Source organism: Metasolibacillus fluoroglycofenilyticus (genome assembly GCF_003049645.1).
Classification (GTDB): Bacteria; Bacillota; Bacilli; order Bacillales_A; family Planococcaceae; genus Metasolibacillus; species Metasolibacillus fluoroglycofenilyticus.
The window spans coordinates 1,141,483-1,162,279 of record NZ_PYWK01000001.1 but is presented as its reverse complement, the minus strand read 5'-3'; the positions used below and the strand labels follow the sequence as shown (position 1 = coordinate 1,162,279).

General features: G+C 37.2%; 19 protein-coding genes. 4 read left to right on the top strand and 15 right to left on the bottom strand.

Annotated features, from left to right (window positions below; all coding sequences use genetic code 11):
- The first annotated feature begins 67 nt into the window (after positions 1 to 67).
- The gene (locus C9J36_RS05270) at positions 68 to 616 is read left to right on the top strand and encodes a flavodoxin family protein (protein ID WP_066171485.1); all 549 of its coding nucleotides are present in this window, start codon (positions 68 to 70) and stop codon (positions 614 to 616) included.
- A gap of 391 nt (positions 617 to 1,007) precedes the next feature.
- Here C9J36_RS05270 and C9J36_RS05265 read toward each other — a convergent pair whose 3' ends face one another.
- From C9J36_RS05265 to C9J36_RS05245, 5 genes are read right to left on the bottom strand one after another with little or no spacing between them, the layout of a single operon-like run.
- A complete protein-coding gene (locus C9J36_RS05265) occupies positions 1,008 to 2,048 on the bottom strand; it encodes a glycosyl hydrolase family 18 protein (protein ID WP_107942435.1) in 1,041 nt (346 codons plus the stop codon).
- A 21-nt stretch (positions 2,049 to 2,069) separates the two neighbouring features.
- Positions 2,070 to 3,821: a polysaccharide deacetylase family protein gene (locus C9J36_RS05260; RefSeq protein WP_107942434.1), complete on the bottom strand. Its 1,752-nt coding sequence runs from the start codon at positions 3,819 to 3,821 to the stop codon at positions 2,070 to 2,072.
- The gene (locus C9J36_RS05255) at positions 3,818 to 5,680 is read right to left on the bottom strand and encodes a glycosyltransferase family 2 protein (protein ID WP_107942433.1); all 1,863 of its coding nucleotides are present in this window, start codon (positions 5,678 to 5,680) and stop codon (positions 3,818 to 3,820) included. Before C9J36_RS05255 ends, C9J36_RS05260 begins: the two co-directional genes overlap by 4 nt.
- A gap of 5 nt (positions 5,681 to 5,685) precedes the next feature.
- Complete coding sequence (locus tag C9J36_RS05250; RefSeq protein ID WP_107942432.1) at positions 5,686 to 7,116, bottom strand: polysaccharide deacetylase family protein; 1,431 nt, start codon at positions 7,114 to 7,116, stop codon at positions 5,686 to 5,688.
- 11 nt (positions 7,117 to 7,127) lie between these two features.
- On the bottom strand, positions 7,128 to 8,441 hold the full coding sequence (locus tag C9J36_RS05245) for a nucleotide sugar dehydrogenase (RefSeq protein ID WP_235616014.1): 1,314 nt from the start codon (positions 8,439 to 8,441) through the stop codon (positions 7,128 to 7,130).
- A gap of 1,320 nt (positions 8,442 to 9,761) precedes the next feature.
- Between C9J36_RS05245 and C9J36_RS05240 the strand changes: the two genes are divergently transcribed.
- A complete protein-coding gene (locus tag C9J36_RS05240; protein ID WP_066171497.1) occupies positions 9,762 to 10,751 on the top strand; it encodes a M23 family metallopeptidase in 990 nt (329 codons plus the stop codon).
- Positions 10,752 to 10,824: 73 nt separating this feature from the next.
- Here the strand turns inward: C9J36_RS05240 and C9J36_RS05235 are convergent, their stop codons facing one another.
- From C9J36_RS05235 to C9J36_RS05220, 4 genes are all read right to left on the bottom strand, one after another.
- The gene (locus tag C9J36_RS05235; RefSeq protein ID WP_066171499.1) at positions 10,825 to 11,358 is read right to left on the bottom strand and encodes a hypothetical protein; all 534 of its coding nucleotides are present in this window, start codon (positions 11,356 to 11,358) and stop codon (positions 10,825 to 10,827) included.
- Positions 11,351 to 12,463, bottom strand: a complete 1,113-nt coding sequence (locus tag C9J36_RS05230; protein WP_107942431.1) for a hypothetical protein — start codon at positions 12,461 to 12,463, stop codon at positions 11,351 to 11,353. The genes C9J36_RS05235 and C9J36_RS05230 overlap by 8 nt, the downstream gene beginning before the upstream one ends.
- Positions 12,444 to 12,971 (bottom strand): sigma-70 family RNA polymerase sigma factor, encoded by a 528-nt coding sequence (locus C9J36_RS05225; RefSeq protein ID WP_235616013.1) that lies wholly within the window; start codon positions 12,969 to 12,971, stop codon positions 12,444 to 12,446. The genes C9J36_RS05230 and C9J36_RS05225 overlap by 20 nt, the downstream gene beginning before the upstream one ends.
- 239 nt (positions 12,972 to 13,210) lie before the next feature.
- On the bottom strand, positions 13,211 to 13,582 hold the full coding sequence (locus C9J36_RS05220; protein ID WP_066171508.1) for a DUF423 domain-containing protein: 372 nt from the start codon (positions 13,580 to 13,582) through the stop codon (positions 13,211 to 13,213).
- Between the two features lie 180 nt (positions 13,583 to 13,762).
- Between C9J36_RS05220 and C9J36_RS05215 the strand changes: the two genes are divergently transcribed.
- The gene (locus C9J36_RS05215) at positions 13,763 to 14,926 is read left to right on the top strand and encodes an aminotransferase-like domain-containing protein (RefSeq protein WP_066171510.1); all 1,164 of its coding nucleotides are present in this window, start codon (positions 13,763 to 13,765) and stop codon (positions 14,924 to 14,926) included.
- 440 nt (positions 14,927 to 15,366) lie between these two features.
- Complete coding sequence (locus C9J36_RS05210) at positions 15,367 to 16,161, top strand: GNAT family N-acetyltransferase (protein WP_107942430.1); 795 nt, start codon at positions 15,367 to 15,369, stop codon at positions 16,159 to 16,161.
- Between the two features lie 174 nt (positions 16,162 to 16,335).
- Here the strand turns inward: C9J36_RS05210 and C9J36_RS05205 are convergent, their stop codons facing one another.
- The 6 genes from C9J36_RS05205 to proS form a co-directional block, all read right to left on the bottom strand.
- Positions 16,336 to 16,590 carry a hypothetical protein gene (locus C9J36_RS05205; protein ID WP_066171517.1) on the bottom strand — a complete coding sequence of 85 codons (255 nt, stop codon included), beginning with the start codon at positions 16,588 to 16,590 and terminating at the stop codon, positions 16,336 to 16,338.
- Positions 16,580 to 17,086, bottom strand: a complete 507-nt coding sequence (locus C9J36_RS05200) for an RNA polymerase sigma factor (RefSeq protein WP_107943083.1) — start codon at positions 17,084 to 17,086, stop codon at positions 16,580 to 16,582. Before C9J36_RS05200 ends, C9J36_RS05205 begins: the two co-directional genes overlap by 11 nt.
- A gap of 7 nt (positions 17,087 to 17,093) precedes the next feature.
- Positions 17,094 to 17,477, bottom strand: a complete 384-nt coding sequence (locus C9J36_RS05195; RefSeq protein ID WP_235616011.1) for a group-specific protein — start codon at positions 17,475 to 17,477, stop codon at positions 17,094 to 17,096.
- Between the two features lie 162 nt (positions 17,478 to 17,639).
- Complete coding sequence (locus C9J36_RS05190) at positions 17,640 to 18,386, bottom strand: ABC transporter permease (RefSeq protein WP_107942429.1); 747 nt, start codon at positions 18,384 to 18,386, stop codon at positions 17,640 to 17,642.
- Positions 18,383 to 19,102 carry an ATP-binding cassette domain-containing protein gene (locus C9J36_RS05185; RefSeq protein WP_107942428.1) on the bottom strand — a complete coding sequence of 240 codons (720 nt, stop codon included), beginning with the start codon at positions 19,100 to 19,102 and terminating at the stop codon, positions 18,383 to 18,385. The genes C9J36_RS05190 and C9J36_RS05185 overlap by 4 nt, the downstream gene beginning before the upstream one ends.
- A 249-nt stretch (positions 19,103 to 19,351) precedes the next feature.
- Positions 19,352 to 20,773 (bottom strand): proline--tRNA ligase, encoded by a 1,422-nt coding sequence (gene proS, locus C9J36_RS05180; RefSeq protein ID WP_107942427.1) that lies wholly within the window; start codon positions 20,771 to 20,773, stop codon positions 19,352 to 19,354.
- Positions 20,774 to 20,797 lie beyond the last annotated feature (24 nt).

Genomic DNA, 20,797 nt, shown 5'->3' with positions numbered 1-20,797 from the left:
ATTTATGTGAAAAGCTATAGCTTGTTAGGATAGTTACTTTCAGATAACATGAAAAAGGGGTATGTAGATGAAAATTTTACTATTAACAGGCAGTACAAGAAATGATGGCAATAGTGAAGAATTGGCTCATTTAGCGTTAAAGGATTTACCTTATGAGGCAATTCAGTTAAAAGACCTTCACATCAAGCCAATTGAAGATTTACGTCATACACCTGAAGGCTTTCATCCTGTCGACGATGATTATACAAAGGTGTTGGAGGCAATTTTAAGAAGCGATATGCTTGTTTTAGCAACGCCGATTTATTGGTACAGTATGTCTGGCACAATGAAAAATGTGATTGACCGCTTTAGCCATGCCATCCGCGACACACGCTATCCAAATGTTACAGCGCATTTAAAAACGATGAAGGCTGTAGTTATCGCAGTTGGTGGCGACCAACCACGTATTAAAGGCTTGCCACTTATTCAGCAATGTCAGTACACATTCGACTTCTTAGGCATCGAATTTTATTCTTATCTTATTGGAGAAGCACGTAAGCCTGGCACAATTAGCAGCGACCTGCAAGCAATTCAGCAGGCGCATTATTTGAATCAACAACTGAAGCAAGGCATCTAACAAGCTGCGCCTTCAAGGGAAATAGCAACACTCCCTATTTTTTTGTGCCAAGGGCCGCGATTCAAATACTAAAACATAAACCTATTTATCTCTTTTTGAATATATTTGCGACTTGTCGTCTACTATTGGCGGTTTTCTCGGTTCTATTGGCGCTTGCCGGTTCTATTGGCGGTTCGCTATTTTTTAGCTGCCACGTGCTGTTTCGTGGTGGCTTGCATGGGGGATTCATTGCTGGCTTGACAGGCACTTTTCAGCAGAAAGTCACCTCGCCTACTTGCTTTGACATTGAAGCAAGAGTTTATACTTTTCTTTTAAAGAAAAAAGTCGATTTTCACCACATTTTGGTGGCAAATCGACTTTTTAAAAGAGGGCTCTGGACGCCTTCGTCTACTTATTCCTTGTTTTCATGTGTTGCAATCCATTCAACAGCACCCGCACTTAAGCCACCTGCACGCCATAATACAAAATGCTCGTATTTTGCGTCTTTTTCTTGTACATAGGTAATCCATTTTTGTAAAGTTTCCGCATCTGCATACCATGCCTCATAATCCATTCCTTTATCACTGTATTGGAAATATACAGCATGGCTATCTTTATCACGCTTTGTTGCCGATTTTGTTGAAGCAATTAATTTTTCTGCTTCATCCCCTGTTAAAGCGATTATTTTACCATTTTTCGGCCATGTGAAACCACCTGTTGCAAAGGCAATACTAAAATGCTGGTTCGATTTTCCCATTTTTACAAGCAGCTGATCTAAAAATGCAAATGTTGCTTTTGCACCTGGACCACTATGATAACCATGCACATTATATGCCATTACTGTATAGCTCGGCCCATCTGGCAAAGGATTTTCAAATGGGAAGCTTGGCACTAAGACGACATGCATTGATAAACCTCTTTTTTGCAATACCTCATAAAGCTCCTGCAAAAATAAAATATAATTGGCTGTATCTTCTTTAGCTATTTTCTCATAATCAATTTCTACGCCATCGACAGGAAACTTTTCGGTCAGAGCAATTATATCGTCAATATGCTTTTTTCTCGCCTGTTCATCCTTTACAAGGCGATGCAGCAGCGTGCTATCTTTTTGGACGGAAGGTTTACCCTCTACAACATAATCATTAATAAATGTTAAAAGTATTGAGTGGCTATCTCGAAAATTATCATACATATGCTTGTGAATTTTTTCTGCTGTTTCCGTTAAAAATGGCTGGTCTTGCGCATTAAAATAAGCACCAAAAACACGTAAACTTTGTAAACCTTCAGCGGAATTTTCAATATTTTCTACAGTTGATTTTAATTGCCATTCTGGGAGCCAAATTGATAATTTAGGTTTATTTGCTTCCTCTTGGTGACTCTTCTTCGCCTCACTACTACTACATCCAGCTAGTACAACAATTGCTATAGCAAAAAAAGTGAATATATTTTTCATTTTTATAAGCCCTCCAGAGCTTTAGAAGGTTTCAATGAAGAAATCTACTAGACTATTAAACCATGTAGTTATATTATACTTTACTCGGTCAAATTTTGTATATTGGTTTGTAAATACAATTTGTTCTTCGACATCTGTTATTTTGATGTTCTCTATCACTGTATCATAAATATCATCCGCATATTGCTCATGCGTCGTATCTTTTTTAGAATACGATGCACCGAAACCAATTTGCCCGCCTTGGATTGTATCATTAATCGAGATATTTGCTGATAGCTCCTGATCTACCGTTAGTTTAAACTCGCCTCGCCCTACTTGCAGTGATAAATGGCGGCGATTTTTTAAATTGCGTGGATATTCCTCTTCATCAATGCGTGAGCCTCGCTGCGTATCATTATAAGAATACACTGTCGCCTTATTGAAGGCATAATCCTCTCCACTCCATTTTACTTCTGCAAGCATATGTCGCTCTATTTCACTTTCTTGTTTATTCGGCTGCCTTTCATAGATAATGATTTCATTATCCTTTAGCATTACGCGAATATAGCTGTTCGTCGTAGCATCATAATTAACATAAACAGACTGCTCTCCAACAACATTGCCATAAAAATCAAATTCAAAATTATAGGATTCTGGCATTGCTTCCTTTAAAAATAATGTGCCCTCTGTTGCTGGCAAGGATGTCAAAATAATCTCATTATTTAAAAACTCTGCTGCACCATTTGCGAGTGTCCATTGTTCTGCAAGCTTCGAATCACCTATTTCAAATTCAACATTTTTATTACTAGCTTGCTGAATTTTCATCATTAGATGGTTTGTTGACCAATACGGTGAAACTTGAAGCCTACTCAAATTATAAATGTCTGCATCTGACTCGTTATAAGCATCCTGCTCCAGATTAAAATGCATTTTGTACAGCTCTTTAATATGCTGATCATTCGCATTTTCCACGAGCGAATCCATATTATTGTAAAGTGAATTTGCATGCATAATCGCATATGCTTTTGGCATTTCATCTAAGGTTTCTGTATAAATATCATGCATTAACTGATAATCTGTTGCAATACGGGCTTCCATTTCCGCTCTTGTTTCTGTAGGAATCATATATTCGTCACGAATAAAATCCATTAAATAATGATTATAGTATTCAATCATCATTTTGTCAGGCACATCGTTTTCATCAATAACGCCTAACGATTGCCCTTCATCGTTAAAAACATTAATATACGTTAAGCGATAGCCGTTTGACCCAAGCTCCCAAAATCCACTATCTTCCATTAACTTCAAGTGCTTAGGCTTTAAAAATTTTGTATCTTTCGTATCCATTTTGTTAGCGTACGTATACATCGTTGCTTTGTAATTCAATTTTTCTAATATTTTTTGAGCGAAAATACTCGAATCTGTTCGTCCATCCTCAAACGATAAATATAAAGCTTTTTCAGGTAATGGTTTGCCTTGCTCATAAAAATCGATAATATCCTGCTGCGAAATTGTTTGATAGCCCTGCTTTTCTAGTAATGATAATTGTTTGTCTAAATTGCCCTTCGATACATATTTTGGTGATTCCCCTCTACTAACCCCAAAGTATGATAGAGCAACAAAGCCATCTTCATTTATCAATGGTATCGTTTCTTCTTCAAACTTATTGATTAAAAAGATAGCACGAATTAAAATGGTCGCAAGTAAGATTACAATAACCGCCTGAATGATGGAACGAATGACTTTTTTACGGTTTTTACTTTGTGGATTTAGCACTGTATTATTTTTTCTCATTCATTCTCACCTATAGTTCTCTTTTTCCATTTCTTCTTACGTTCTTCTTTTCTTGCCTGCTTCTTCTCTCGCTCTAACACGTCCTGCGGTGTTTCACGAGTACCCCAAGTTGATTTCCAAAATGTCACCCAAGCAACAGGCATTTGCCATAGTAAAATAAACTCGTAAAACAAAACGAAGATAAAGCCGAATGCCCATAGTTTACTTTTCCTAAAATATAAATGTGCCAAACTCATTAGCATTGCCATCAAAAGTAACCCTACAAGAAACGTTGTTGGGAAAATACCATATGTTATTGGCACCCAAAGCAAGTTGTAAACGACGACAATAGGTGCGGCAATCGGCACAATTAAACCAACAATAAAAAATAAAAACATAAACGGCTCTTTTTTCCACATAAATGTGAAGGCACGTAATGACTCTCTTAGCCATGAACGTTTCCAACGCATTTGCTGTGATAAAAAGGACTTCGAATCAGATGGAACAATCGTAGAGCATACCGCATTATCTTGATAACCTGTGCGATGTGTTTTTAAAATATAGTTTGTCATACTACGATCGTCCCCAAATGTAGCTGGCTGACCAAGAAACTTTTGATTTAGCCATGCCTCTTCGTTTTTTATGACAAGGTCTTTACGATAGCATGCTAAAGGTCCTGATAAACAAGTAACTGTATCAAACCATGATTCTGCTGCTTTCATAATACGAAAAGCGATATAATATCTGACCGTTTGGAGCTTTGTTAAAGCATTAGTAAATTTATTTTCTACTTCAGTACGCCCAGCTACTCCACCCATTTTAGGGTCTTGGAAAGGCTGCACAATATTGCGTATCGCATTTGGTTCTAGGAAGCTATCAGAATCAACAAATACAACTAAATCATGCTTCGCCATATGCACCCCTGCAACAAGCGCTTCCCGCTTTCCACCGTTTTGAGGCAGCTTATAAAATGTCAAACGCTCTTTCGTTTTAAAGCGTTCTCCCTCGTTATTAATAAGCTCAATCATTTCCTTTGCCTTCTCCTCTGTTTTATCAGTGGAGCAATCATCTACAACAATCACTTCCAGCTTGTCGACAGGGTAATACTGATTAATACAGCTTAAAATGGTACGGTGAATCCATTGTTCCTCATTAAACACAGGAATAATAATCGATACACCAGGCTCATAATCTGGATTAATTGGAACATTGCGAAACAGCATGCCGAATAGATAGCGGCTTAATAAAAATGTCGCCGCAATAATACTATAAAAGTATAAAAATTTATTGAATTGGAAGTAAATAACGCTCTCTGCACGCATTAAGACAACAATAAGCGCGACAACGAACAGCACTAAACTTGCAACAAAGATTGACATACCCCAACGCTTTTTCACCATATATTCATTTAAAGGCTGTAAAAATTCGTATGCATAATAATAGCGTGTTTTACCATCTACTTCTTTTTCAAATGCCCGAATCATTTTTGCTTGTATTTTAACATTCGCTTCATAGCCCTCTGGCATTACACCACCTGGGATTTTAAAGCGCATCGTCGTTACTTCATCTACTTGAAAAGCATTTGGTACATCAGAATAAATAAGAATACCTGTTACCGAAATATCTTCAGAATAAAAATAATGCGAGATTTTCTTTTGCTTGCGTGTTGGCAAAATTTTTACGGGAAAGGCAGAAATATATCGCAAACTTAATGATTGTAAGCGAAAGATTTCATTCACATCTGTTATATTAACTTCGGACTGCTGATAAGCAGCTCCTCGACGATTAACTAAGCTTCGTACATTTTCTGGATCAGGGATATTTGACAAAATACGTCTATCAGCTCTTGGTGTCATTAATATTTCTTTTGTTTTTTTCATCCGTATCAATCTACTTTCTCATCAAAATCTTGTTCAATCCATGTAGAGAGTTTTTCAAAAGTGTAGCCTTGCTGTTGTAATTGCTCAATTACTAATGGCAGCGCCTCTACTGTCTGCGTATCATCTAAAACATGCATCACAATAATTTTCCCTGGACCTACTCGTTCCATAATTCGTTTATAAATATCTTGAGCAGAATAATCTATATTCCAATCAAACGAGGCAATATCGTATAGTGCGGTTACTTCCATCCCTGTAGCGGCAATTATTTTTGCCGTTCTTTCATCCATTACACCTTGTGCTGGTCTAAAATAAAGTAATGGCGCTTCCTGCAATGCATACGTTAATGCGCGATGTGCTTTAATCAAATCTTCCTGTAACTCTTCTGGAGTCATTTGTGTTACGTCCAAATGGTTATAGGAATGACTAGCTATTTCATGTCCCTCATCCATAATTAGCCTTGCTATATGTGGATTTTTTTCAACACCACTGCCGATTAAGAAAAATGTGCTTTTTATATCGTACTGACGTAAAACATCTAATATTTTCTTTGTTTGCTCTTCACTTGCCCAATCATCAAATGTTAAAGCAATCTCTTTTTTTGCTGTGTTTTTTCGGTAATAAATAAAGGGCTCAACATTTTCATAATCTAAATTAAATTGAATTTTGTCATAACCATCAATTTCCTCTAATTGTTTTACCGTATATTTATTATTAATGACGTCCGTCAATGTTGTCAGTGTATAACCCTTTTGCTCTAAAGACTGCGCTAATAAAGGGATGGCATCAATAATAGCAGGATTAATATATGTGTTTAAATGAATGATTGCCCCACTGTTTATAAAGCGTTCGATATACGCTACAATTTCTTCAGCACTTTGCATATTACGATCTTGAGGGTTAATTGAAGATTCAATGACCGCTGTCATATCAAGCATCGCTGCTGCCGACTGCATATTTTCTGTAGCGTCCCCAGAGCGACTGCGCACAAATTGGGGAGTAAAGCCTAAATGCTGTTCAAAAATTTGATTAGTCAGAAGCAAATCTTTGTACGTCTGCTCATAATTAAACGTCGTCATATCCTCAAATGATAATGTGCCACTCTGCACTTCATGCCCTTGTGCTACAATGTGTTTGACAAGGTCTGGCTCTTGCGCTACACGCATCCCTTCAATGAAAAAGGTAGCATGTATTGATAGTGCATCAAGCTGCTCTAACAAATGTAACATCGTTTCTTCATCTGCTAGCCCATTAAAGGTCAACGCCATTTTCGGCTGCAATATGTTAGAGTCGCGAATGACTTCGCTTAATGTTCCATCTGATTGAACAACATCAATTGAGGGTTCAACTACCTCAATTGCGCTCTTTTTTGTATCAGATTGACAGCCTGATAAAAATAAGAAAACTATAATGCTGTAAAATAATAACCTTCGCATAGAAAAGCTCCTTATAATTTATAATAGTTTACATTGTTAAACGAAAAATCTGTTTGACGGGTATCGAAAATTAAAGACGCATGATTATCAATTAATCGATAATCGATGGAAGAATGATTCGTTATAATAAGTACACCATCGGCTTGCTGTATTAATTCCACAGTGAGTTGCTCTGTTTCAATCCCCTGTACGGTGTTAATAAAAGGTTCAATAATATGAATTTCACATTGCTGTTCTTGCAATAAATGAATAATTGGCAATGCTGGCGACTCTCTTATATCATTTATATTTGGCTTGTAAGCAGCACCAACGACTACAATCCTTGCACCTTCAAGTTTTTTATTCTGCAACTGCAAATAGCTTGCCAATCGTTCAACAACAAATTTAGGCATTGATTCATTAATTTTGTCTGCAGCATCAATTAATGTAATCGTAGTACCATGCTGCTGACCAGACCATAATAAATACTTCGGGTCGACAGGAATACAATGTCCCCCAACTCCTGGTCCCGGTGCAAATCGCATAAATCCATACGGCTTCGTTGCAGCCGCATCAATCACTTCCCATACATCAATGCCCATCGTATAACACACTTTACTTAGTTCATTTATTAATGCGATATTTACTTGCCGAAATGTATTTTCTAAAAGCTTTTCCATCTCAGCAATTTCTGGAGTAGATACACAATGAACTTTTGTTTGCAAAGCCTCCTCATAAAATAACTTACTCATCTCTTGACAATGTGATGTCATTCCACCAATCACTTTTGGCGTATTCGTTACATTGAAATTTCTATTGCCCGGGTCTATTCGCTCAGGAGAATAAGCTACAAAGCTGTTTTTCCCCACTGTAAAGCCATGCTTCTCTATTGCTGAAGCCACAACCTCCCTTGTTGTTCCAGGATACGTAGTGCTTTCTAAAATAATTAGTGTATTTTCCTTCATATGCTGTCCGATTTGTTCAACAGCTTCAATGATATAAGTAATGTTTGGATTACCATGCTCACCTAGTGGCGTTGGGACACAAATGACAATAATATCCGCTTGATGAAGTAGCTCAAATTGACTAGTTGGAATAAAACGCTGGCTCGCTATCGCCTCCTGTATTCTTGCTGATTGTAAATCTGTAATATAACTACTTCCTTGCTGTAGCTGATGAATTTTAGTTAAATCCTTATCGAAGCAAAGCGTAGAAAATCCGTTCTTTGTCACTTCTAATGCTAAAGGAAGACCTACATATCCAAGTCCAACAATGCCAATTATTGCTTTTTTACTTTTTATTTTTTCTATTAAAGTAAATACTTCTTTGCATATTTCTTTATTCAAAAAACCACCCCTTTTTCCTATATGGTTAAATATCGACTGAGCTTTCTAAATACAAATAGGTCTATATATTCCTTTAAAAATACAAATAAGCGTAAAAATACTATTAATTAATGTATTTTCATTATTCTCTTTATTTTTACTTACAAGTGCCCATATTAATTGAGCGTGATTTAGGAATGCCCATATATAAAGCCCTCTACATTATCTCGTAGCCGTGAATCAGTCTAACCATAATAGAGTATAATCACAAAATAATGCCTAAACTTTTAGTTACAATACGTATTGAACCTTCAGTCCGTAGGAACCTAATCATTTGTTCATATGGATGAAAGGGCGCATAAGAAAAGACAGAATACATGATACTCGTCACTGGTCTACCATTAATTATGTTGGAGATAATGACGTCTTTCGTTGTTCCTATGTAATCTGTAAAGGGTACACCTATACTATTGGGGTGTATTTCAAAATCTATTTTGCTATTCACTGCACATTATATTGTAAATTGAAGAGTGCCAGCATTCGAAAAAGTTAGCTAGTTTTTCGTTTCGCAATTCCTCGCTATCTTCTTTATAATTATGTAGGAGAAACCTCAACTAAAACTGAACATACTCATTTTATCGAATTACAGTAAAGCCCTCTTTTAGAACATATAAACTAAAAAATAACATGCAAAGGTTAAAATTAGGTTAAAAAATTAAAATTAAAAAATAATTTTTATCGAGTGGTTAATTAGCGATTGTTTTATAGAGAAAACTTAGTAATTTGTTCATTTCCGCTACGGAGGACGCAGGCTTCAATTAATTTTTATAAGACGCTCTTTTTTAAAAAACATTTTCAAATGCACGTTTGTGGACACAATAAAACTAGGAGTTGTCCGAAATGTCCATTTTTTTGACACCGCATTGAAATCAATGTTTTCATCGCTTCCCTTTTACTGAAGGATAATACTGTGTTCATCCCATTTTTAAAAGAGGCGTTTTCGGTTTATATGAATTAACATTTTGTGAAACATCATCGCTACTGTCCAAAATGCCGGTTATGCATGGCTTTTTGGACAGCCCCTTCATTCATTAACAATTCTTTATTTGAACGTAGCTATAATAAGATTTTGCTGAAAAAACAGCAGATATTGATGGTTTATTTATTCAGTAATTCTCATACAATTTGATTTTAAACAAAGGCAATCATTTTACATGTATTTTTCTTACATAAAAGCGATTAATCCGCATTCCTAAGCTTATTCATTTACAAGTCCTTAATATCACTCATAAAATCAAAAAAATTGGTTATGTTATACGTGTAGAATGGAGGGAATGTAGAATGGAACGTTTCCAAATAATATTTTGTTTCGTACTGCTTAGCCAATTGTTCGCAATACCATCCAGCAGTGCACAGCAAACACCTTCACAAGATGAAATATATGCACAAAGAATGGCCTATTATTATGAATTCGAAAGCCCAATTGTCCCCTGGTATTATATTGCTGCTATCGATCAATATGAACGAAATATCCAAGCCGTACGTAAAGACTTACCAACACGTGAAGGTATTATTTCTATGCAATTCCCTACACATTTTTGGACTGGTCCATTTAACCCTTCTATGCAAGATACATCGCCTGCAACTATCGCTTATTTCGGGGGTAATGGACTAGATGGCAATAATGACGGTATCGCAGATCAAGCACAAGATGCAGATGTTTTGCGTACATTGGTTAGCTATTTGCACAAGGCACACACCACAGCAGGTACATTTCAAGCAGCATTAGAGGAATATTATGAGAATGACCAGACGATTAATCAAATTCATGTCATTGCATCTATTTATAAAAAGTACAACACCGTCGCCTTAGCCGAGCGTGCTTTTCCTATTCCTATCCGAACAAATTACAGCTACAAAGGTACTTGGGGAGCAAGCCGTGGATGGGGTGGCAAGAGAATGCATGAAGGCACTGATTTATTTGCAAGTTACGGAACGCCCGTTCACTCTACCTCCTACGGTGTTATTGAAGTAATGGGCTGGAATGAATACGGCGGTTGGCGCATTGGCATCCGTGATTTGCATAATACGTATCATTATTATGCACATTTATCCTCCTTCCATCCCGAATTAGCCATTGGTGATATTGTCGAGCCAGGCACTGTAATAGGCTATGTTGGCAGCTCCGGCTATGGTAAGGAAGGAACATCTGGTAAATTCCCACCTCATTTACATTATGGTATGTATAAGTTTGATGGGCGTAATGAATGGGCATTTGACCCATTTCCATCACTACTCATTTGGGAGCGCCAAGCAAAAAAAGGGCAATAAAAAGCACATGAAATCAGAGGTTTATTTCTTGATTTCATGTGCTTTCCTTATCTTTGTACGAATGGGCAAAGCGCTAGTTTTTCAAAAACAATAACCCCGTGCGCAGCATAAATCTTAAAAAATGAATAACTGTAATTAAGGCTGCTATATAGAAAAGACCTGCTCCAACAATAATTAGCAATTGGGAATTCTCAGTTACGTTCATACCGAAAGAAAATGCGATTAACGAAGTGACAACAACAACTGTGCAAAAGTGCTCCATTTTCTTATATTCTCGCATGCTGTCTGTTTTCTCCGAAAGTGGTTTAAGTAAATAAACAATAAATAGCAGTAGTAAATATGGCAAGACAGGTGTTATCCAACTGAGGCGATTTGCAAAAATAACATCATGTGTATACCATTTTTCAGGTCTCAATTGCTCCAAAAGCATAAGAAGTAAAACAATAGAAACAATTGTTTTTAGTTTGCTTTTTTCAGGGAATTTTAATACAGCATAGAAAATCATCAATATTGGTACTATATATATATATGGTAGAAAAAATGTAAACACTGAGAAAATCAATCCTCTAAGTAGCCATTTCAATGCGATTTGCCATTGTTCATTCATGCTGCATCATCTCCTGTCGTACTTTTTTGACGACATCGCGAGAAAAGGGAGGGAAAAGGATATTTACCATTTTATTAATAGTACCGTCTGGCGTTTCAATTATAAAATATAAATTTTGATAGCTTCTCAGCTCTCTCTCTTCGTTTACCCAATAAGATAACTCAAGTAATTCCCGTTTCATCGGATATGGTAATAAATCGATTTCTTCTTCCTCCCCCATACCAACACTTTTAATTACTTCACCATCATTTTCTAACTTATAATTACTTATAATTGGGGGTGGGATAATGTCTAACACTGTTGTAAGTTCTGTTTTAAACAAATCCTTATTATTTTGATTTGAGTCAATTTCAAATCCACTACTCTCTGTTTCTTTACCTCTCTCAAATTGTTTAAATTGGATATCGAAAGGTATTTTTTGACCGTCTGAAAAAATAGCATATGCTTCAATCGGCGTGCGTTCCTTCATTAAACTATTTAATTCATTGCCTTGTAAGTCAAGTGTAGCATCAGTCGTTATATGATGTGCTGTGCTTCCTAAGCTAAGACCGCCTATTCCATTTACGTGGAGTTTAATATCATTAATAGTAATTATCTGTATCGTTTTTTCAAATTCTCCTTTATTAATAATTGCATGAACATAAATGGATTTAATATTTTGTTCTTCTGTCACATTCACCGATAATGGATAAACATAAGGTTGCGGTAACTGCTGCTCTTCATAGTAGGCATTGTTCCAAATCCATGACAGCATAATGACCATAATAAGTGCCAATTTTTTACGCCATCTTTTATAACGTTTGGCAATAAGTATCATAAAAATAAGCAGTAGTGCTGTAATAAGTCCTGCTATCCAATAAGCGCTGTACGCTCCTAGTAAATTATATTGCAGCGTCGTCGCTTGACTATTTTGCTGTTCAGGCGAGGTTGCTGAGACAAGCCAAATGAAATAAACGACTGCGGCTGTCAACGAAACGCTTAAAAAAGTCGGTAGCCACTTTTGTCGACGTTGCTCCCTTGCCGCCCGCTGAATACCTGTCATAGCACGTTTATGTAAGTCTTTTGGCTGCACAATTTGGCGCATTTCATCTTTCAAAGATTTCATCTGTCATGCCCTCCTCCTCTAGCTTTGCCTTTAATTTTTTCAATGCACGATATAAAATCGTTTTCGTCGTTCCGAGCTTTAACTGTAAAATATCTGCAATTTGCTCAAATGTAAAATCCTCATAATACTTCAGTAATACAACATGCTTTTCTTCTATTGATAAATGCTCCATTACACTTTGCAATGTAAACTGTGTATCAAGTGCAACTGGCTCTTCTATTAAATCTGTATCGTGCAATTCCTCATAATGTGGTCGCTTTTTCAGTAAATCATGCGCACAATTGATTAAAATGCGAATAAGCCATGTTTTAAAATAATTCTCCTCCCGCAATTGTTGGATGGCTTTATAAGAACGATAAGCACATTCCTGCACAATATCGAGTGCATCATCCTTATTTTTGGCATACACATAGGCCATCGCATACAGTTCTTGCTCATACTGCTGAAAAAGCTTAATATATGCCGCATCATCCCCCCTTTGTGCTTGTCTTAATAGCCGTTCATTCACATTTTTCACCTCTCTCTATAAAATTAGACTGTAATTTTACGAATTTAGCTTGCACTATTTTAAAAAATTGCTGATATTTCTCAAAATCCCACAATAAAAAATAAGGCTGCCCAAAAAGGTATTCCTTTTCAGACAGCCCGAGCTTCTATATGAAATATTCGTAAAAAAACTTTTGTACCTACCGCCTTGTTATCGCTACAAAAATAATTTGACTACTACATAAACATCGCTAAAAGAAGCTATATAACTGCAATAATTACACATGCCCATGCGCCAATAAATAATAGCCCGCCCAGCGGTGTAATCGCGCCTAGCTTTTTCACACCTGTCACAGCTAAAACATAAAGACTACCAGAAAATAGCAAGATACCCCCTACCATTAAGTAGCTTGCCCATTGTAAAACACTTGTCGTACCGAGAATGACATCAAAGCCTAAAATTCCAACTGCTACAAGCCCTAATGCATGATACATATGATACTGTACAGCTGTTTCCCAAATCGCAGCATAGCGCGGCTCTGGAAATTTATCTTTTAACGCATGTGCACCAAATGCACCTAGCACAATCGCTAACAAAGCAAAACTAGCACCTATTACTAAAGCAAATGTCATAATAGTAACCTTCTTTCTACATTAAATTCACCTCATTTATTATACGCCTATTTTGCTAGCATTTTCTACTTTCTTTGCTAAAAAAGCTTGCTTGTAATTTTTTTCACAAACTATATTGTATAGCTAATTTAAAAGTGTTATAATTTTCGAAAAATTAAAACAAAGAAGGTTGTTTACACGATGCAGTACTCAGACAGAATTTTAAATACCCCCTCTTCATTTATTCGAAATATTTTAAAAGTTACCGAAGCGAATGATGTTATCTCTTTTGCAGGCGGCTTACCGAACCCCATTTCATTCCCATTAGAGGATATTCATATATCCATCGACCGTGCAATGAAACAACATGGTGCCAAACTATTCCAATATGCCTCAACCCAAGGCTTTTTGCCTTTGCGTCAATATATTGCCGATAAATATAATCGTCAATATGGTCTGCAAATTCATCCAGATGATATTTTATTAACAACAGGCTCGCAACAAGCATTGGAGCTGTTAGCAAAAGTACTTGTAAATAAAGGGGATGGCATTATTATTGAAGAGCCCGGCTATTTAGGCGCAATTCAAGCATTTACAATGGCTGAGCCTGCATTTTATCCTGTTACATTAGAGGAGGACGGCTTAAATTTAGAGCAGCTTGAGCAAGCATTACAGCAACCTAATGTAAAGCTAATTTATACAGTACCCAATTTCCAAAATCCAACAGGTCTTACTTACTCGCTTGAAAAACGTCAGCAAGTGTATGAGCTTGTTTCACGCCATGATGTTATTTTTGTAGAGGATGATCCTTACGGTGAGCTCCGTTTCGAAGGTGACCATTTACCTTATATCGCCGCAGGAAAAATGGAAAATAGCGTGCTGCTCGGCTCTTTCTCAAAAACTGTCACACCGGGCATGCGTCTTGGCTTTATCATTACGAAAAATAGAGAGCTATTACAACACATTGAAACAGCAAAGCAAGCAACAGACCTGCATACAAATATTTTCTCGCAATATATCATTGCAGATTATTTATTAAATAATGATTTACCGCAGCATATTCAAAAGATTAAAGATTTATATAAAACACAGTCGGATGCTATGCTACAAGCAATGGCAACATATTTCCCTACCCATGTCTCATATACAAAGCCCCAAGGCGGCATGTTTATTTGGGCAACGATGAATGATGGGCGTTCTGCGATGGATGTTTTCAATAAAGCGATGGAACAAAAAGTTGCATTTGTACCAGGGAATCCGTTTTATATAAATCCGGGCGATGTTCATACAATGCGCCTCAACTACACAAACTCCACACCTGAAATTATTGAGGAAGGTATTAAACGCTTAGGCAGCATTTTGTAAAGTCGCGTCTCAAAAGCCGTGCAGTTGCCCACTTTTGGGACGCTGTTTGGATAAAATGAAACTTCATTCAGTGGGCGCTCTCCCCACTGAATGTTAGTTGAACCATTCGGGCTTTTACCAGCAGTTGGTCTCCCACTTAGCCTTATACCGATTTCATTTAAGCCTTGAAGTGGGAGGCTTATTGCCCGTTAATGCGGGATACAATGGTAGCTCCTATGAAAAAAATATAAGCTTTCTTTGAGAATGAGGGAAAACATCAACTTTAGCGGTGTTAACCTTAAATAAGAGTGAGCTTGAATCGATTTATTGCGAATGAAAGTGAGGGCATTGCCCCTCGCTTTTTTATTCTACGTTTTGCAAAATTTCTGTTAAAATACGGTTGACATATGGAAACTTTTTCTCTATCATTGCATTAATTTACCTTTTAAGGAGGAGATACCATGATACGACTTTTGACTACAGCAGACCACGACATTTGCATGGCACTCGTCCAACAGCAGCCCGCTGAAAATCTTTTCATTATTGGAGATATTGAGGCATTTGGCTACGACCAGCCATTTCAAAAAATTTGGGGACAGTTTGAAGGAGAGGAGCTAATCGCTGTTCTGCTAAAATATGAGAGCAACTATATCCCTTATGCACAAGGAGCCTTCGATGTACAAGGCTTTGCAGCTATTATAAACAGCGACGACGAGATGACTGAGCTATCTGGTCTCAAGCATCTTACAGACCTGCTTGAGCCCTATATTCATAAAGAATTGTTCAAAAAACAAGAGCTTTATTATGCGAAATGTACGGAGTTGCAAAAAATTTATGAGGAGCAAGAGTTACAACATGTTGAACTCCTTACACGCGACGAAATTGAGGAAAATATTGCATTATTATCGACCATTCCTGAGTTCGAAGGCACCCCCATTACAGTTGAGGGAAAGCTACGCGTATTAGAAAGCAAAACAGGACGCACTTATTTTATGCGAGAAGATGGTGTAATGGTTTCAACAGCTTCGACGACAGCTGAAAACAGCCTATCCGCCATGGTTGTTGCTGTTGCTACACTTGAAAACTATAAGAAAAAAGGCTACGCCACAAAATGTATGCAAAAGCTTTGTAGCGAGCTACTAGACGAAGGCAAATCACTGTGCCTTTTTTATGACAACCCTGCCGCTGGTGCTATTTATAAACGTCTAGGCTTTGAGGATATCGGCTTTTGGAATATGTTACGTTATAAAAACTAATGGGGCGAGGGCATCCAAAAAGTAGTGCATTGCCTGCTTTTGGACGCCTTTGTCGATAATAAAGAAGAGTTTCTCTGAAAAAATATGATAAACACTAGGGTGTGTAGCTTTTCCTTTGAATTAAAAATAAATACAGCCTATTGAAATGCTCGCAGGCTACTCATTATTTTCAACTTATATTCCAATGCTTAGCCACTGCACAATTGCCAGTACTAACCCGCAAACAATCGGCATAATACGCAGTGCTGTGTAGCCTGCTGATGTACTGTTCCATTTCTCCAATGGGTCTTTCGCAGGTGAACCTAAATATGTAATAAAACGGTCTAAGCGACTTTTTTTATAGGTCGCTAGCTTCTCAGGGATTTGCACCTCAAATTGGTCAAGGTGCTGCTGTAGCTTTTGCTCCTTTTTCCATTCCTTATTCAGCATGAAAATCCTCCTCCAACTCCTCTTTTAAACGCTTTAATGCTTGATGTAATCTCGACTTAACCGTCCCAACAGGTATCGCTAAAATTTTAGCAATATCATCCTGCTGCAAATCATGATAGTACGCAAGTAAAATAACACCGCGCTGCTTTTCTGGTAGCTTGGCAATCGCTTGCTGCACCACAAGCTTATCCTCCGTTGAAAAAGAAGTCATCTGCATAGGTACTAAAAATGGAAAAAAGCTACGCCACTTTTTCCTACGATTAAGCTTATTAATTAATAAACGATAGCCAATTTGAAATATGTATGATTTTACAGTGCCCTTTTGCACATCAAAATCTTGACGCTTTTTTTGTAGCTGCTCAAATGTATCCTGTACAATATCAATACTTAACTGTTCCTCACCCGTATAGCGAAATAAAAAGCTGTACAAAGGCTTATACAATTGATTATACAGGTTATTAAACGCCTCAGCATCCCCCTTTTGATAAGCAAACATTAAATCTTCATTTGTCATCATCTAGCTCATCCTCCAAGTGGGCTTTGATGGATTTTAAAGTGCTTGATATACGTACAAATGAATAAATCACAATAATAATCACCCATACTTGTGATTGATTTGTAAAAAATTGAACATAAGGGCTCGTTACATCTTCCCCTCTTGAAATCAGCATATTTAAAGCCTGCACACAAACAATTGTATAAATGCCTAAAACAAATATTAATGTATCAAAAACATTCCAGCGCAAATAAATCGTCGTTTTACGATAATTAATTTTGCGATTTTCTCGTACAATATGCTTTCTGTCAAAGGGTATAATAATTGCTAAAATGATAATTATCCATAGCCCTCCAACAATTAGCGAAACAATCCAGCCAGCTCCCATCATTCTTTCCTCCTATCTGTGATAAAGTGAATCTTCAATCAGTGGGGGTCCTCATCCCCCCACTGATTAGTAGTTTCACCAATCGGGTTTTTACAGGCTGTTTGATCCCCCACTTCAACGGCCTGATTTTATCTGGTGTTTTTGAAGGAGGATCTTACAGCCTGTTCATACGGGATAAACTTTGCGTGCAATCAGCATAAGTATTAAGCTCCAACCTGCCAAAATAATACAATACTGATACAAGGGAAGCCATGTATTTGTCGTTAAGCCTAAATAATATTGTAAGCTATCATTCAAATAAAGCATTGGATTCCACACTAAAAAAATAAAATATTGCTGTGGATCCTTGCCCGCAAGCGTTAAGAACATCGTTGTCATCGTTATCGAAAACATCAATAAAATCATCGTTGGCACAAGCATACTTTGTGCCACTTTGCCATTTTTAAAAAGCCCTGCCAAAATAAAGCTTAATGGATATAATGCAAGCAAAACGAAATTGCACATTAATAATATAAGTAAAAAATTACTCCAAGTAATATCAATTAATAGTTTATAGCAACCTAATAACAATATTAATGCAATATTTACTAATGCAAATACACCGATACCCATCCCAATATAATAAGTAGAAGGTGCAACTTTTGTACGCTTTAGCCAATCAAATGTGCGATTTGCCTTCATATCTGCTAAATAAATCGTAGCACTCGAAAAAGCAAAAGAGAATAGCAGTAGCAAAATTGAAACTGGCAAAAACTGTCCCTTCACCATGTATTGAAATGTTTCCTCATTAACAACAAACTTTATAATAAAGGACATGATAAAAAAAATAAATGCTGGTAACACATTGCCAAAGCCTACTCCATAATTACGCATGCTTTCTAACATAAATGTGTGTGTAATTTGTTTTATCATCCTACTCGCCCTCCTAATACTTTTCCTGTTACTTCAAAATAAATGCCTTCAATACCCTTAAGCATAGAGTTCGGGTATTTTTCCTCCAAAACATTTAATGTACCGTAATCTGCTAGCTGACCATTTTGTAAAATATAAATCGCATCGAATAGCGATTCAAAGCCTGCTACTTCATGGCTAATTACGATGATAATGCACTGCGACTGTTTAATCTCCTTTTGTAAAAAGGCAGCAAACTGTTTTTTCTTCATTAAATCCAAATCTGCAAACGGCTCATCAAGCAAAATAATTGGTTTATTTAATAAAAACGCTAAATAAATTGACAATGCCTTGCGTTGACCACCAGAGGCATTTTTTACTAAAACATGGCTATATGTAGTAAGTTCTAGCAAGTTATGTAGCTCTGTTAAATCCTTTGAACTCCCTGTCAACGCTTGAAAAAGACGAATTACCTCAGCAATTTTCAAATGGCTATAGCTATCAAATGCTTGGTACTGTAACGCTACATCTTCTGCTACTAGGCGGTTACGTTGATAATGCATTGTCCCGCTATCATAAACAATATCTCCCGCAATGCATTTTGCTAGCGTCGATTTCCCTGCGCCATTTTCCCCTAGCAACAAATAGCAGCCTCCTGCTGAAAATGTGGCAGAAAATCGATTTAAAACTACCTGTCCGTTATATGTTTTCATAATGTCTTGTAAAGAAAGTTTCATTCGAACACGCCCTATTCATTTATTTACTTACTATACAAACGGGAGTTCAAGAAAGTTCATTTTATTTTTGTAGTCTGGAATAAAAAAACAAAGAAGGCGCATTGAAATGTACTTAACATTTCAATGCGCCTTCTGTCTATAGATGTTTCTTTCACTGCAAATATTTACTAGACAGATAGCCTTTATATTTTTCCCTACCATTTCACTTATAAGTAGTATAAAAAGAATGAAAGGGAATTTCAACCATCATCAATAAGCTCTAGCAAACCAAACCGTATGCTGAGCTGGTTGCTCACAGCAAATGCATGTCTTCTTTTCGATAGGCGAATTGAATGGGATATTACGTGTTGTGAATTTTGTTTGTTCCTTTACCTTTTGCTCACATTCCACACTGCCACACCAGCCTGCTAAAATCCAACCTGGCACTTTGTTTGCTTCGATATGTTGCTCAAGCTGTGTCATTGTGTCGATTGCCGTATGAGAGTGGGCATCTCTAAACGCGCGCGCCTTTGTCAAAAGACGTGTCTGCATGACTTCAAGCTCTTCCTCAATGACTGTGATTAATTGTGCCAAACTCACTGTTTGTTTCTCCTCTTCATCACGAGTTTTAACTATCGCTTGCCCATTTTGATAATCACGAGGGCCAAGCTCAACACGCAAAGCAGCGCCTTTTTGCTCCCATTTGTTAAATTTAAAGCCTGCTGTTTGGTCTGTATCATCTAGCTTCGCACGGATGCCTTTACCCTTTAAAGCTAGTTGAATTTCCTCAAGCTTCTCTAAAATTTCTGGATGCTTTTTAAATGGACCGACTGGCATTAGCACGACCTGTGTTGGGGCAATTTTCGGTGGTAAAACCAATCCTTTTTCATCGCCATGCACCATAATGACTGAGCCAATTAGTCGTGTCGAAGTACCCCAAGAAGTCGTATGCACATACTGATGCTCATTATTTTTGTTAAGGTATTTAATATCAAAGGCCTCTGCAAACTTTGTCCCTAAATAGTGAGATGTACCTGCCTGTACCGCCTTGCCATCCTTCATCATCGCTTCAATTGAAAATGTATCGACAGCACCAGCAAATCGCTCTGACTCTGTTTTTGTGCCCTCATATACAGGAATCGCTAAAATATTTTCTACGACCTCCTTATAAATAGCGAGCATTTGCATCGTTTCCTGACGCGCCTCTTTCTCATTTTCATGTGCAGTATGTCCCTCCTGCCACAAAAACTCCGATGTACGGATAAACGGCAATGTTTTCTTCTCCCATCGGAAAACATTCGCCCATTGATTTAACAGCAGTGGTAAATCACGATAGCTTTTCACCCATTTTGCATAAAGATGCCCAATCATCGTTTCAGATGTTGGTCGCAAAGCTAATCGTTCCTCCAAAGGCTCTCCTGCCGCCTCCGTCACCCATGGCAACTCAGGTGAAAAGCCTTCAATATGGTCCTTTTCCTTTTCGAAAAATGATTCAGGAATTAACATCGGGAAATAAGCATTGCGATGCCCTGTCTCTTTAAAACGCTGGTCCATAGCAGCTTGAATATGCTCCCAAATTTCATAGCCATCTGGTCGAAACGTAATACAGCCGCGAACAGGTGTATAATCCATTAACTCCGCATCTTGAATTGTTTTCAAATACCATTTCGTAAATTCATTTTCTTGTTGCATAAACAATACACTCCTTTAATTCAA